Annotated in this window: 12 protein-coding genes; 4 read left to right on the top strand and 8 right to left on the bottom strand. The window is 74.7% G+C overall.

Going from position 1 to position 13,570, the window contains the following annotated elements; genetic code table 11:
- Positions 1-140 precede the first annotated feature (140 nt).
- The gene (locus FB476_RS06835; RefSeq protein ID WP_170233558.1) at positions 141-599 is read right to left on the bottom strand and encodes an SAV_6107 family HEPN domain-containing protein; all 459 of its coding nucleotides are present in this window, start codon (positions 597-599) and stop codon (positions 141-143) included.
- Positions 600-706: 107 nt separating this feature from the next.
- Positions 707-1,105, bottom strand: coding sequence for a DUF6504 family protein (locus tag FB476_RS06830; RefSeq protein ID WP_141818112.1), 399 nt, complete (start codon positions 1,103-1,105; stop codon positions 707-709).
- 274 nt (positions 1,106-1,379) lie between these two features.
- On the opposite strand from FB476_RS06830, the gene FB476_RS06825 reads away from it, so the two are divergent.
- Together FB476_RS06825 and FB476_RS06820 are read left to right on the top strand one after the other, a co-directional pair.
- Complete coding sequence (locus tag FB476_RS06825; RefSeq protein WP_238329591.1) at positions 1,380-2,477, top strand: polyprenyl synthetase family protein; 1,098 nt, start codon at positions 1,380-1,382, stop codon at positions 2,475-2,477.
- 154 nt (positions 2,478-2,631) lie between these two features.
- The gene (locus tag FB476_RS06820; RefSeq protein WP_238329590.1) at positions 2,632-3,957 is read left to right on the top strand and encodes an MFS transporter; all 1,326 of its coding nucleotides are present in this window, start codon (positions 2,632-2,634) and stop codon (positions 3,955-3,957) included.
- Here the strand turns inward: FB476_RS06820 and FB476_RS06815 are convergent.
- Entirely contained in the window at positions 3,843-5,642 is a 1,800-nt protein-coding gene (locus FB476_RS06815) for a hypothetical protein (RefSeq protein WP_141818110.1), read from the bottom strand. The genes FB476_RS06820 and FB476_RS06815 overlap by 115 nt on opposite strands.
- A 40-nt stretch (positions 5,643-5,682) precedes the next feature.
- Positions 5,683-6,045, bottom strand: a complete 363-nt coding sequence (locus FB476_RS06810; protein WP_238329589.1) for an Rv2175c family DNA-binding protein — start codon at positions 6,043-6,045, stop codon at positions 5,683-5,685.
- A 166-nt stretch (positions 6,046-6,211) separates the two neighbouring features.
- Between FB476_RS06810 and FB476_RS06805 the strand changes: the two genes are divergently transcribed.
- Both FB476_RS06805 and pknB read left to right on the top strand, forming a co-directional pair.
- Complete coding sequence (locus FB476_RS06805; protein ID WP_141818109.1) at positions 6,212-7,429, top strand: lytic transglycosylase domain-containing protein; 1,218 nt, start codon at positions 6,212-6,214, stop codon at positions 7,427-7,429.
- Between the two features lie 50 nt (positions 7,430-7,479).
- Positions 7,480-9,459, top strand: a complete 1,980-nt coding sequence (gene pknB, locus FB476_RS06800) for a Stk1 family PASTA domain-containing Ser/Thr kinase (protein ID WP_141818108.1) — start codon at positions 7,480-7,482, stop codon at positions 9,457-9,459.
- Positions 9,460-9,466: 7 nt separating this feature from the next.
- Here the strand turns inward: pknB and FB476_RS06795 are convergent, their stop codons facing one another.
- The 4 genes from FB476_RS06795 to FB476_RS06780 form a co-directional block, all read right to left on the bottom strand.
- A complete protein-coding gene (locus tag FB476_RS06795) occupies positions 9,467-10,069 on the bottom strand; it encodes a molybdopterin-dependent oxidoreductase (protein WP_170233557.1) in 603 nt (200 codons plus the stop codon).
- Between the two features lie 11 nt (positions 10,070-10,080).
- The gene (locus tag FB476_RS06790) at positions 10,081-11,139 is read right to left on the bottom strand and encodes a threonine aldolase family protein (RefSeq protein ID WP_202876922.1); all 1,059 of its coding nucleotides are present in this window, start codon (positions 11,137-11,139) and stop codon (positions 10,081-10,083) included.
- Complete coding sequence (locus FB476_RS06785) at positions 11,136-12,509, bottom strand: class II 3-deoxy-7-phosphoheptulonate synthase (protein ID WP_141818107.1); 1,374 nt, start codon at positions 12,507-12,509, stop codon at positions 11,136-11,138. The genes FB476_RS06790 and FB476_RS06785 overlap by 4 nt, the downstream gene beginning before the upstream one ends.
- A 70-nt stretch (positions 12,510-12,579) precedes the next feature.
- Entirely contained in the window at positions 12,580-13,548 is a 969-nt protein-coding gene (locus FB476_RS06780) for a lysophospholipid acyltransferase family protein (RefSeq protein ID WP_141818106.1), read from the bottom strand.
- Between the last annotated feature and the right edge of the window lie 22 nt (positions 13,549-13,570).

The raw sequence follows: 13,570 nt of genomic DNA, 5'->3' as shown, positions 1-13,570 counted from the left end.
CGGTCGGGTCGGAAGGTCGGGGGGGGGTGGGAAGGCACGGCAGGGCGGCCCGGGCTGGTCAGGCGGTCCGCGCTGGTCGGGCGGTCCGGGCCGGTCGGTCGATCGGTCCGGGCTGGTCGGGTGAGCGGGCGGCGGAAGCCTCAGCCGTGCCCGAGCGCCGCCAGCTCGGTGGCCAGCGGCGGGCCGCACGGCAGGTGCAGCGCGGCCCGGACCAGCTCGAGGAAGCGCTCGGCCGCCCGCACCAGGTCGTCGGCGTCCCGCGGCGAGACCACCTCGGCCCCGCGCTCCACGGCCAGCCGGCGCCGGCCGGAGGCGGCGAAGAAGACCGCCCACTCGCTCAGTTCCGGGGCCACGGAGGGCAGCACCTCCCACACGCTGCGCGGCCGGGCCCGCTTGCTGGGCACGCTCCGGGCCGCGAGCAGCGCCGCCCCGGCCCGCAGCGCGGCCAGGTGCGCCCGGGTGTAGCGCTCGCCCGCGGTGCTGCTGCGGCAGGCCAGCAGCAGCCCCTCCCGGGCGCGGTCCAGCAGGTCCAGCACGGTCCCCGCCGACGGCGGGGGCGGGGCGGTCACCGGGGTCTTCCTCCGGGTCAGGGTGCTCATGTCGTCCTCGTCTCTCTCGTGTGCACCGTGCCGCCGAGGCCTGTCGGTGGGTCGGTGCGTCGGTCGTCGAAATAGGGCTCGTCGTCGGTGGCGTCGCCGGCCGGCCGTCAGTCGCTGACCCGTTCGAGCAGCCAGCGCTCGCCGCTCACCAGGTCGTAGACCCCGCTGCCGTGCGCGCGGCCCGCGGTGGCCTCCACACGCCATACCTGCTGCTCGAGCGCCGCGAGGGTGGTCGTGGCGCCGTCGCCGACCCCCGCACCACCTCCGGCCCGGGCCTCCTCGCGGGCACCGCCCGCCTCGGTCCGCCACCAGGGCACCCGCTGGCTCCACTGGGCCAGCACGCCCCGGACGACGTGGACCCTGCCCTGCCAGAGGAACTGGGTGGGCACGCGGACGGCCTCCTGCAGCGGCTGGGCGCCCCGGCACCAGCCCGGCTCCAGCCGCACCCGGTGCTCGACGGGATCTCCCAGCCGGACCTCGACCGGGTCCTGGTAGCGCCTGCTCATGCCCACTCCCTTCCGTGCCGGCCCGCACCGGTGGCGTCCGGACCGAACGCCTCGGCCGACGACACCCATCGGTGTTCGAACTCATGTTCGACACGAACAAATGTACGAGCCCCCGCCGACAACCTCAACCGGGCCGTGCCGACCTGCGGACCTCTCCGGACAACCACCCCGCAGGATGCTCCCGAAGCGCCGCGACGGGGATGGCACGGCGTGCCGCGGCGAGCGGGTTAGGCTCGGTCGGGACGGATCCCGCCCCCGAGCCCCAGGAGGTCCCGTGGCGCACGCCCACCCGCTGGACGGCGTCGACCTACGCGCCCGCGTGCAGCAGGCGCTCACCGACCACCTCGACCGCCAGCGCACGGTCCTGGCCGAGCTCGGCGCCCCCATGGGACCGCTCGTCGACGCCGTCGCCGAGCTGCTCTCCGGCGGCAAGCGGCTGCGCGCCGCGTTCTTCTACTGGGGCTGGCGCGGGTTCGGCCACGAGCCGTCCCTGGACGACGCCGCGATCCGGGCCGCCAGCTCGATGGAGGTCTTCCAGGCCGCCGCCCTGCTACACGACGACGTCATGGACAACAGCGACCTGCGCCGCGGCCGGCCCACCGCCCACCGCGCCTTCGCCGCCGACCACCTGCGCCAGGGCTGGAACGGCGACCCCGCCCGCTTCGGCCACGCCGCCGCGATCCTCGCCGGCGACCTGTGCCTCAACTGGACCGACGAGCTGTTCACCGGCAGCGGGCTCCCGGCCGAGGCGCTGCAGCGGGCCCGCCCGGAGTTCGACCGGATGCGCACCCAGCTCATGGGTGGTCAGTTCCTCGACATGCTCGAGGGAGCCCGCGGCTGGGCCGACCTCCCCTACGCCGAGCGCGTCGACCGCTCCCGCACGGTGATCCGCTACAAGAGCGCGAAGTACTCCGTCGAGCAGCCGCTGCTCATCGGCGCCCGCGCGGCCGGCGCCCCGGAGGCCGCGCTGGCCTCCCTGTCCCGCTACGGCACCAGCCTCGGCGAGGCCTTCCAGCTGCGCGACGACGTGCTGGGCGTCTACGGCGACCCCGACCAGACCGGCAAGCCCGCCGGCGACGACCTGCGCGAGGGCAAGCACACCGCCCTGGTCGCCCACGCGCTCGAGCTCGCCGACCGCGACGACGCCGAGCTGCTCGCGGCGAGCCTCGGCGACCCGGACCTCGACGACGCGACCGTGGAGTCCTGCCGCCGGATCATCGAGCGGTCGGGCGCGCTCGACCGCACCGAGGAGATGATCTCCGCCGGTGCCGAGGCGGCGCGTGCCGCGCTCGCGGAGACCGAGGGGCTCTCGGACGAGGGCCGCGAGGCGCTCCTCGAGCTCGTCGCGATCTGCACCGACCGCCAGACCTGACCGACAGGACGTGAGCGGCTCACGGCGGACCTTCGCTCCGCGCGCCCGCCCTCACCGAGCCCGTCCCGACCCCGGTATGCCGCACCGCTCGCCCCGGTCGTAGCCTGTCCCCGCCCAGCCCGGCCGGCTGGCGCACGGCGAGCGAGGAGGTCGGGTGGACGGCGGCACGATGGACGGGACGGCATCCGCGGGAACCCCGCGTCGGCACCGCATCCACCCCGCGTGGCCGGTGGCCGGGGTCACCTTCCTCGTGCTCCTGGCCGCGGCGGCCTTCCGCTCCAGCATCAGCCTGCTGCTCGTGCCCATCGAGGAGGACCTGGGCTGGACCCGGACCGACACCTCCCTGGCCGTCTCGCTCAACCTCGTCGTCTACGGCCTCACCGCGCCCTTCGCGGCCGCGCTGCTGGAGCGCGTCGGCGTCCGGCGCACGGCGGCCTGGGCGATGCTGCTCGTCGCGCTCGGCTGCCTGGGCACGACCCTCATCGCGGCGCCGTGGCAGCTCGCCGCCCTCTGGGGCGTCGTCATCGGGGTGGGGACCGGGTCGGTGGCGCTGGTCTTCGGCGCGATCGTGGCCAACCGCTGGTTCGTCGCCCGCCGCGGGCTGGTCGTCGGCGTGCTCGGCGCCGCCTGGGCGACCGGGCAGCTGGTCTTCCTGCCCATGCTGGCCGCCCTCGTCGAGGCGCTGGGCTGGCGGGCCGCCTCGGTGGCGATCGCGGCGCTGTGCGCCCTGCTCGTGCCGGTCGTGCTCCGCGTGCTGCGCGACCGCCCCGCCGACCGCGGCGTGCTCCCCTACGGCGGGACCGCCGCCGACGTCCCGGCCCCGCGACCGACGCCGAGCGCGGCCGCCGCGGTCGGCGCCGCCGTGCGGGTGCTGCGCGAGACCGCCCTCACCCGACCCTTCCTGCTGCTGGCCGGCACCTTCTTCATCTGCGGCTGGACCACCAACGGCATCGTCAGCTCGCACTTCGTCCCGGCCGCGCACGACCACGGCATGGGCGCGACGACGGCCGCCGGGCTGCTCGCCGTCGTCGGGATCTTCGACATCGTCGGCACCGTCGGCTCGGGCTGGCTGACCGACCGCTTCGACCCCCGCCTGCTGCTGGCGGTCTACTACGGCCTGCGGGGCGTGGCCCTGCTCGCCATCCCCGCGCTGCTCGGTCCGACGGTCGAGCCGCCCCTGGTCGTCGTGGTCGCGCTCTTCGGCCTCGACTGGGTGGCCACGGTGCCGCCCACCGTCGTGCTGTGCCGCACCGCCTTCGGGTCGGAGCGCGGCGGCATCGTCTTCGGCTGGGTCTTCGCCGCGCACATGGTCGGCGCCGGGGCCGCGGCCGCCGCCAGCGGGGCGATGCGGGCCGCCTCCGGCGACTACACCAGCGCCTGGCTGCTGGCGGGCGCGCTGGCCCTGGCCGCCGCGCTCGGCAGCCTGGCGCTCCCCCGGCCCCGGTCCGCCGTCGAGGAGCCCGCGCCCGCCCCCGTCTGAGACGGCTCGTCGAGGGCATCGAGGGTCAGCAGCACCAGTGAGCTGGTCCAGCCCAGCGGGGCGGGCCCCGCTGGGGCACCCGCGGAGTCGACCTTCTCCGGGAGCGACCCCCACGGCGCGCGGTGCTCCTCCAGCCAGGTGAGCCAGCGGTGGGCCGTCCCGGGATCTCCGCCCGCGGCCGCGGTGTAGGCCACCAGCGCCACCTCCGGCGTCCACGAGAGCCCGTCCTGCTTCCAGGCCGCCCCCGGTGCGAGCCCGCCCGCGGGGCGCAGCGCCTCCTCCTGGTAGGCCAGCCACGCCTCGCGGACGCCGGGCAGCGGGTCGGGGTCGAAGGGCGGCATGAGCATGGCGGTGGCGGCGTCGACACCGCCCGAGCCGCCCTCCCGCTCGTAGCCGGGGCCGAAGACCCGCCCCACCTGCTCACGGACCCCGGTGGCCGCCGCGGCCACGACCTCGGCGCGCTCCAGCTGCCCGAGGGCGCGGTAGTCCTCCGCGGCCAGCCGCAGCCCCGCAGCCACGGGCGCGCTCGCACCGAGCAGGTGCCGGTAGGTCGTCTGCTCCCAGTAGTCCTGCCCCGGCGCCGGCAGGTGGGCCCCGCCGCCGGCGGCGCGCAGCAGCTGATCAGTGCACCGGTCGCGCAGGTCGTCCACCTCCGGACCGCCCGCACCACGGGTCTCGTGGACCGCCCACAGCACCCAGCCGCACCCGTCCACCTGCGCGCGCCGCGGATCGACCGTCACGCGGCTCCCGTCCGGGTGGTAGCGGGCGTCGAAGCCGTAGAGCGGGTCGAGGTAGAGGTCCGCGACCGCGGCGAGCACCTCGACCGCCTGGGGGACGTGGTCGGTGCGCGACAGCGCCACGGCGACGAAGGCACCGTCACGAGGCCAGAAGTAGTCCCAGCCCGCCGCCGGCCCGGCGACCGGCAGGCCCGTGCTCCCGTCGGGGCGCGTCATCAACCGGCCCAGGTCGGCGAGGGCGGCACGGCTCATGTCCTCGTATGCCGTGCCGGCACCAGGTGCACGCGTCACGTCGAGCCGGTCGAGGGCCGCGACGTCGACCCGCGCGAGCTCCTCCCCGAGGAGCGGCACCCGGGCGTCGGCGACGACGGCCGGGACCGGCCGCATCGACCAGGCACCGAGGGTCGTCACGACCACGGCTCCTGCGACGAGGACGGTCACGGTCCGGGCCGCGAAGCCCCGCGCCCTCCGGTCGAGGGAGCGCACCGCCAGGCCGACGAGCACGCCGATCGCGAGGGCGAGCTCGGCCGGCACCACGTCGGGGACGGAGCACGCGCGCCCGAGCGAGGGCACGGCATACTGCGCCGCCTCGACGAGGACGGGGACGGCCGCGGCGCCGAGCACCCACCGGGGGCGGCGGGCGACGGCGAGCCCGGTCAGCAGGAGGAGGGCGACGGCCCCGGTGCGGGGGTCCTGCCGGACCCAGTCGGCCGGCAGGAGCAGCAGCTCGGGACGCAGGTCGCAGGTGCGGGACAGGCCGGGGACCGGACCGCCGCGCGGCGGGACCAGCCCGACCACCGCGAGCGCGCCGAGGGCCCAGACGGCGAGCGCCCGACCGTCTCCCCGGCGACGGGCGGCGAGGAGCAGGCATGCCGAGGCGACGCCCCACAGCACCGTCCAGACCCCCAGCGCCGGGTGCGCGTCCAGCAGCAGACCCGGCGACGGCACGCCTGCACGCTACCTGCTGGGGCGCCCCCGGCGGAACGGTCTAGAAGGCGATCTCCTGCGCCCGGCGGCGCACCTCCGTCTTGGAGCCCTCGCGCAGCGAGGCGATCGCGCTGCCACCGATGAGCGTGTCGTCCGGCCGGTGCAGCCAGTCGATGATCTCTGCGTCGGAGAACCCCCCGTCGGCGAGCACCGAGAGCGTGCCCTTCAGTGCCGGCACGGGCCCCTCGTCCGTGACGAAGTCGGCCGGGACCATGAGGGCGTTGTTGGGCCCGCGCCGGACGGCCACGAGCTCGCGCTCCTGGAGCCATCGCTTGACGACGGTGATCCGCACGCCCGTGCGCTCGGCGACATCGGGCAGGGTGAGCCACTCGCCGCCCGGAATTACATCGGTGCCATTTACCACATCTACTAGTCAATCACACATACCGACACGCCGTGGGACTGGTGCGATCGCCGCTCGACAGGTACTGTCCCTTCTGCCCCAACGGTTCCATGGCTCTCACGAGTCACACGAGCTCCATGGGGCACGGCTGTCCCGACCTTCTGCCCAGCCCCTCGGAGGACCCCTCGTGCCGCTCTTCGCCATGCCGCCCGCCGATCTGCCCTCGGTCGCGTACGTGCCGACCGCGGTCCACTCCGCACTTCCGGCGGTCGACCGCGGGACCCAGCGCCACACCGTGCGCTCCGGAGACACCGTCTACGACATCGCCGCCCGCTACGGCGTCTCCCCCACGCTCATCGTGCACGCCAACAACCTCTCCGAGGGCGGCCGCTGGATCCTGCCCGGGACCACCCTGGTGGTGCCCAAGGCCTCCGGCTCCTCGTCGACCGCGTCGCCGACCTCCGTGAGCTCCTCGACCTCCTCCGCCTCGTCGAAGGTCACCGTCCGCCAGGGCGACACGCTCTCCCACATCGCCGCCCGGCACGGGACCACGGTGGCCGCCCTCGCGAAGGCCAACAACCTCAAGGACAGCCGCCTCATCTACCCGGGCCAGGTGCTGACCGTGCCCGGCTCCGGCGGGTCGTCCTCCTCCGGCGGCTCCTCGTCGGGCAGCTCCTCCGCCCCGGCCCGCGGCGCGAGCAGCACCGCGGGCGGCACGGTGACCGTCCGCTCCGGCGACACCCTGACCGGCATCGCCGCCCGGCACGGCCTGGGCGTCTCGGCGCTGGCCAAGGCCAACGGCATCTCGACCTCCGACTTCATCTACCCGGGCCAGAAGCTCCGCCTGCCCGGCGGCGCGGCGTCCCGCACCCTCGACCGCGCCTACGACCCGAGCACGATCGGCGACTACAAGGCCGGCGAGAAGGTCGAGGACACCTTCCTGCACTACCGCTACAGCGACGGGGTGGCCCGCTCGGCGGCCGCCAACCGCGAGTACCTCGCGAGCATCGACGTGCCCTCGCGCGAGAAGGTCCGCTCGATGGTCGTCGAGACCAGCCGTCGCTACGGGGTCGACCCCCAGCTCATGCTCGCGCTGTCCTACCAGGAGTCCGGCTGGAACATGCGTGCGGTCTCCCCCGCCAACGCGATCGGCGTCATGCAGGTCATCCCATCCTCCGGCGACTGGGCCAGCGCCCTCGTCGGGCGCCAGCTCAACCTGCTCGACCCGGCCGACAACGTCGAGGCGGGCGTGGTCATCATGCGGGCCCTGCTCTCGGCCGCCGACAAGCAGGACCACGCGATCGGCGGCTACTACCAGGGCCTGGCGAGCGTGCGCGAGCACGGGCTGTTCGCGGACACCAAGCAGTACGTCCGCAACATCAAGTCCCTCATGACCACGCTCTGAGCGGCGCCCACCTCCCCGGAATCCGGCGTCCCGCTCCGTAGAGTGGGCCCGTGCCAGCCTCGACCGACCCCGTGCTCGACCGTGTCGTCGACGGCCGTTATCGCGTCGAGTCCGAGCTCGCCCGGGGCGGCATGGCCACCGTCTACCGCGCCCGCGACCTGCGCCTGGACCGCCCGGTCGCGCTCAAGGTCATGCGCGAGGACCTCGCCCGCGACGACGCCTTCGTGCGCCGCTTCGTCCACGAGGCCCGGGTCGCGGCGCGGTTGCAGCACCCCCACATCGTCAGCGTCTACGACCAGGGCGAGGACGACGGCGTCGTCTTCCTGGCGATGGAGCTGGTCGAGGGCCACACGCTGCGCGACGTCATCGCCGGCCGCGCCCCCCTGTCCGCCCGCGAGGCGCTGCAGCTGATCATCCCGGTCACCGAGGCCCTGGCGACCGCGCACTCCGCGGGTCTGGTGCACCGCGACGTCAAGCCGGAGAACGTCCTCATCAGCCGCCGCGGCGGGGCCGTCAAGGTCACCGACTTCGGCCTCGCGCGCCTCGATGGCAACCCCAACGTCACCACCGAGATGCTCTGGGGCACCGCGGCCTACCTCGCTCCCGAGCAGGTCGAGACCGGCAGCGCCGACCCCCGCACCGACGTGTATGCCGTGGCCCTCCTCCTGTTCGAGCTCGTCACCGGGCGCAAGGCCTTCCCGGGCGAGGACCCGCTGCGGGTGGCCTACGAGCACGTCCACGGCGGGGTGCCCCACGCCCGCGACCTCGTCCCGACCGTCCCCGCACCGCTGGAGGATCTGGTCCTGCGCGCCGGGGCCACGGAGCCCGACGACCGTCCGGTCGACGCGGCCGCGCTGCTCTCCGAGCTGCGCCACCTGGAGAGCACGCTCACCCCGTCCGAGCTCGACGCCCTCCCGGCCGCCGCCGACCACACGGTCCCGGTCCACGTCGACGGCGGCGCCGACCGCACCCAGGTCGTGCACCGGCCCTCGCGCGGGGACGACGGATCCCGCACCCGGCGCATCCCGGTCACCCGCCCCGGCTCTCCCGCCCACGCCGACGGCCCGCCCGCGGGCGACGCGCGCTACGCCCGCACCAGCGGCAACCGGGTGCCGGTCCGTCGCGAGCGCGAGCGCTCCGGCAGCGGGGCCGCCTGGGTGCTGGGCCTGCTGCTCGTCCTGCTCGCCGCGGGCGGCGGCTACGGCTTCTGGTACCTCACCCAGGGCCCCGCGGTGCACTCCTTGATGCCCACGGTCGTCGGCCTGACCGAGGAGCAGGCGCGCGCCGCCCTCGACGCAGAGGAGCTCGACCCCGTCGTCGTCCGCGACTACTCCGAGGACGTCCCGCCCGACGTCGTCCTGGACGCCGCCTACGAGCCCGGGACCCGGCTGCGCCACGGCACCGACGTCGAGCTCGTCGTCTCCCAGGGACCCGAGCGGTATGCCGTGCCACCCCTCGAGGGTCTGACCGTCGACGAGGCGAGGGCCGCGCTCGAGGAGGTCAACCTCGCCCTGGGCGCGACCACCGAGGAGCACTCCGAGTCGGTGCCCGAGGGCCGGATCATCTCGTCCTCGCCAGGGGTCGGCGAGCAGCTGCCGCCCCGGACCGAGGTGGCCGTCACCGTCAGCAGCGGTCCGGCGCCGGTCGACGTGCCGGACGTCCGGGGCCGACCCCAGCCGGAGGCCGTGTCGCTGCTCGAGGAGGCGGGCCTGAGGGTGGCCATCGACCCCGAGCAGGTCTTCTCCGACGACGTCCCCGCCGGCGCGGTCGTGTCCCAGGACCCCGGCCCGTCCACGGTCGCCCGCGACACCGAGGTGCGGCTGACGATCTCCAAGGGACCCGAGCTCGTGACGGTGCCCGAGGTCGTGGGCCGGCAGTTCTCCAGCGCCGAGCAGGAGCTCACCGACCTCGGTCTGGTCGTCGTGCGCGAGGACATCGCCGGCGGCTTCTTCAGCACCGTGCGCGAGCAGTCGGTGGAGCCCGGCACCCAGGTGCCCAGGAACACCACGGTCGTCCTGCGGGTGGTCTAGCGGGGGCTCACTCCTGGTGGGCCCAGCGCTCCTCCAGGTCGACCCTTCCGCGCGGGTGGTAGCCACGGGACTCCCAGTAGCCCGGCTGCGCCTCGTGGTGGTAGCTGATCTCGGCGATCCACTTCGGGCCCTTGAAGCCGTAGAGGTGGGGCAGCACGACACGGGCCGGCCACCCGTGCTCCGGGCTCAGCGGTGCGCCGTCGGCGTGGGTGGCCAGCAGGGCGTCCGGGTGCAGCAGGTCCTCCACGAGCACGCTCGAGGTGTAGCCGCGGCGGGCGGCGAGCAGCGCGTGGAGGGCGCCGTCCTCCGGGGGCGCGAGCTCGACCACGTCGCGCAGCCGCACGCCGCCCCACCGGATGCCGGTCACCGAGTGCCGGTCGACGCAGTGCAGTCCCGCGTCCACCTCGACGAACGGCAGCTCCGCGAGCGCGGCGAGGTCGAGGACGAGCAGGCCGGGCTCACGGGTGGCGCCGCAGACGGTGAGGCTCCAGGTCTCGGGGTCGACCACCGGCACGCGCCCGTAGTGCGACGCCCGCCAGGTCGACGACGCGCGCTGGCCCGGGGGCAGCGCCGGTCCCGCTCCCTGCTCGCTTCCCCCTGTGCCCGTCACGCGTCCGAAGCCTACTTCCCCCGTCGGGACAGCAGGTCGGTGAGGCGCTCGACCGCCCGGTCGGTCATCGCGTCGTCCACGTCCAGGTGCCAGACGAAGCGGGCACGCCGGGCGTCCGTGGGATAGCCCAGCACCCCGGCCTGCGCGGCCGCCTCGACGAAGGCGGGCCCGCCCCAGCCGGCGGCGGAGACGTCGAGGACGAGGATGTTGGTCTCGACCGCCTCCGGGTCGACGATCCCCGGCGCGACCTGCGCCAGCGCCGCTGCCGTGCGGCGGGCACGGGCGTGGTCGTCGGCCAGGCGCTCGACGTGGTGGTCGAGGGCGTGGAGGCCGGCGGCGGCCAGCAGGCCGACCTGGCGCATCCCGCCGCCCAGGCGCTTGCGCCAGATCTTGGCCTCGGCGATGCGTTCGGCCGAGGCTGCCAGGACCGAGCCGACCGGTGCGCCCAGCCCCTTGCTGAGGCAGACCGAGACGGTGTCGGCGCAGGCGCCGTAGTCGGACAGCGGCACGCCGGTCGCCACGTGCGCGTTCCAGAGGCGGGCACCGTCGAGGTGCACGCCGACGCCGACCGCGGAGGTCTCCTCGCGCAGGCGGCGCATCGACTCCAGCGGCTGCACCGTCCCGCCGCCGAAGTTGTGGGTGTTCTCCACGACCACGCAGGCGGTGCTGACCTGGTAGGGACCCCCGTCCGGGACCATCATCTCCAGGGCCGTATCGACGTCGAGCAGGCCGCGGTGGGCGACCCAGGAGCGGGTGGTGATGCCGGAGTAGGCGGCCGCGGCACCCAGCTCGGCCCGCAGCACGTGGGCGAGGGAGTCGGTGATGATCTCCTGGCCGGGCCCGGCGTGCAGGCGCAGCCCGACCTGGTTGGCCATCGACCCGGTGGGCATGAAGAGCGCGGCCTCGTGGCCGAGCAGCCCCGCCACCCGGCTCTCGAGCTCGGCGACCGTCGGGTCCTCGCCGTAGACGTCGTCGCCGACCGCCGCGTCGACCATCGCCCGCCGCATCTGCGGCGTGGGCTTCGTGATCGTGTCGGACCGCAGGTCCGCGACCACCTCGGGAGCCGTCACCGGACACCCTTCTCGAGCATCTCGGCGACGACGAAGGAGAGCTCGAGGCTCTGCTGGTGGTTGAGGCGCGGGTCGCACAGCGTCTCGTAGCGCAGACCGAGGTCGTCGAGCGCGACGGGGTCGACGCCGCCGACGCACTCGGTGACGTCGTTGCCGGTCAGCTCGACGTGGATCCCGCCCGGGTGGGTGCCGGCCTCGGCGTGGGCGGCGAAGAAGCCACGCACCTCCTCGACCACGTCCTCGAAGCGGCGCGTCTTGTGGCCGCTGGGCGAGGTGAAGGTGTTGCCGTGCATCGGGTCGCAGACCCAGCTGACGTGGTGCGCCTCGTCGCCGAGGGAGGTGAGCAGCGCCGGCAGCACGTCGCGGACGGTGGAAGCGCCCATGCGGGTGATGAAGGTCAGCCGGCCGGGCTCGCGCTCCGGGTCGACCTTGTCCATGAGCCGCAGCACCGTGTCACGGTCGGCGGTGGGGCCGAGCTTGATGCCGATCGGGTTGCGGATGCGGGAGACGAAGTCGATGTGCGCGCCGTCGAGGTCGCGGGTGCGCTCGCCGATCCACACGAAGTGGCTGGAGGTGTCGTAGAGCAGCCCGGTTCGGTGGTCCCGGCGGACCATGGGCCGCTCGTAGTCGAGCACGAGCGCCTCGTGCGCGGAGTAGAACTCGACCCGGCGCATCTCCTCGGCCTCGGCGACGCCGGAGGCCTCGAGGAAGCGGACGGCGCGGTCGATCTGGCGGGCCATCTCCTCGTAGCGGGCCTGCGCGGGGCCCTGCAGGAAGCCCTTGTTCCAGGCGTGGACGCTGCGCAGGTCGGCGAAGCCGCCGCTGGTGAAGCCGCGGACGAGGTTGAGGGTCGACGCGCTGGCGTGGTAGGCCCTCAGCAGCCGCTCGGGGTCGTGGCGGCGCGCCTCGGGGGTGAACTCGAAACCGTTGACCATGTCGCCCCGGTAGGCGGGGAGCGTGACGCCGTCACGCGTCTCGGTGTCCGAGCTGCGCGGCTTGGCGAACTGCCCGGCCATGCGCCCCACCTTGACGATCGGCATGCCCGCGCCGTAGGTGAGGACGACCGCCATCTGCAGGATCGTCTTGATGCGGTCGCGGATGTTGGGGCCCGTCACGTCAGCGAGGGTCTCGGCGCAGTCGCCGCCCTGCAGCGTGAACGCCCGGCCCCGGCTCACGTCGGCCATCCGCTGCCGCAGCAGGTCGGCCTCGCCGGCGAAGACCAGGGGCGGATAGGCGGAGAGCACCGCGAGCACCGGCGCGAGCTCGGTCGGGTCCCAGGACGGCTGCTGCTTGGCGGGCAGGTCGGGCCAGTCGACGGTCGGGGTGGTGCCGGCGGGGACGCCGGCGGTCTCTGTGCTCACCCGCACCATGATAGGAGCCGCGGCCGGGTGCTTCTGACGTTGCGTCAGGCGGGGGTATGCCGTGCGCCCGGCCGTGCCCTCAGGCGCCGGGCGCGCGCTCGTCCCGGTCGGGACCGGCGTCCGGGGTGGTGTCCTCGCCGGCGGGCACGTCCCGCACCTCGCCGACCTGCGGCGGGTCGCCCGCCTGCCCGTGGCGCTCGCGGCGGGCGGCGAGGCCCTCCCGGGCCTTGTCGGTCACGTCGGCGATGCCCGCCCGGGCGCGCTCGGTCAGCTCGACGCGGGCGTGGTCCAGGCCCTCGCGAGCTTGCTCGAGCCCCTCCTTCGCGTGCTCCAGGCCCTCCCTGGCGTGCTCGAGCCCCTCGCGGGCGCGCTCGGCGAGCCGCTCCTTGACGGTGGCGGCGTACTCGTCGACGTACTCCTGGCCGGAGAGCCGCTCCAGCTCGCGCATCACCTCGTCGGTGACCAGGCGCAGCGCCTCGCGGTCCTCGGTGCGGCCGGCGAGCTCGGGGTGGTGGATCGGGCGGCCGATCCGCATACCGACCTGCACGATGTTGGGGATCTTCTGCCCCGTCGGCTGGGCCTTGTCGGTGCCGATCATCGCGCACGGGATGATCGGCACGTCCGCGGCGAGCGCGAGGCGGGCCATGCCGGTCTTGCCGCGGTAGAGCCGCCCGTCGGGCGAGCGGGTGCCCTCGGGGTAGATGCCGAAGAGCTCGCCGCGCTCCAGCACCTCCAACCCCTTCTCCAGGGCGGCCAGCGAGGCCTGCCCGCCGGAGCGGTCGATGGGGATCTGCCCGGTCACCTGCATGAAGGTCCGGGTCGCCCAGCCCTTGACGCCCGTGCCGGTGAAGTACTCCTGCTTGGCGGGGAAGGTCACCCGTCGGTCGACCATGAGCGGCAGGAAGATCGAGTCCGAGAAGGACAGGTGGTTGCTGGCGAGGATCGCCGGTCCCTCCGCGGGGATGTTCTCCTTGCCCTCGATCCAGGGGCGGAAGAGCAGCCGGACCGGGGGCCCGACGACGAAGTGCTTGAGAAACCAGTAGATCACCGGTCGTGCCTCCTTCGCCGGG

Source organism: Ornithinimicrobium humiphilum, assembly GCF_006716885.1.
Classification (GTDB): domain Bacteria; phylum Actinomycetota; class Actinomycetes; order Actinomycetales; family Dermatophilaceae; genus Ornithinicoccus; species Ornithinicoccus humiphilus.
The sequence above is the reverse complement of the archived record's forward strand: the minus strand, read 5'-3'. Positions and strand labels throughout refer to the sequence as shown.